1 protein-coding gene is annotated in these 568 nt (G+C 55.1%); it reads left to right on the forward strand.

What is annotated here, in order from left to right; translation table 11 throughout:
* On the forward strand, positions 1-568 hold a 568-nt coding region (locus tag KJK34_RS15055), incomplete at both ends, for a TolB family protein (protein WP_369075508.1).

The raw sequence follows: 568 nt of genomic DNA on the forward strand, positions 1-568 counted from the left end.
TTACTTTACCAGTGCGCGCAATGAGGCCCGCAAGACCTACGGCTGGAACGAGCAGCCTTTCCTTGACCTGTACATGAGCACCTGGAATGCCAACGGCACCTTCAGCGAGCCGGTACCGGTGGAAGGGGTGAACAGCAAGTGGCATGACGGCCCTGCGGCAGTAACCGCAGACGGCAAGACCATGTACTTTGCCAGCGAGAGCTTTAAAGAGAGCAAGCAGTGGCAGAAGGATAAGGATGTAAATGCCAAGATAGGCCAGGTGTACCTGTACAGGGCCACCAGACAGGGCGACAGCTGGGGCAATGTGCAGCCGGTGCCCTTTAACGACAAGCGCTGGAGCACGGGTAACCCTGCCATCAGCAAAGACGGCAAAACCCTTTACTTTACCTCAGACAGGGAAGGCTCTGTGGGGGATACTGACATCTGGAAGGTAGAGGTAAAAGGCAACAACACCTATGGCGAGCCGGTAAACCTGGGGTCAAAGGTAAATACAGAGGGCAGGGAGAACTTCCCTTTCATTACCGAAGACGACAAGCTTTACTTTGCCTCTAACGGCAGGCCGGGCTTT

Source organism: Flavobacterium coralii, assembly GCF_019891545.1.
GTDB classification, from domain to species: Bacteria; Bacteroidota; Bacteroidia; order Flavobacteriales; family Flavobacteriaceae; genus Flavobacterium; species Flavobacterium coralii.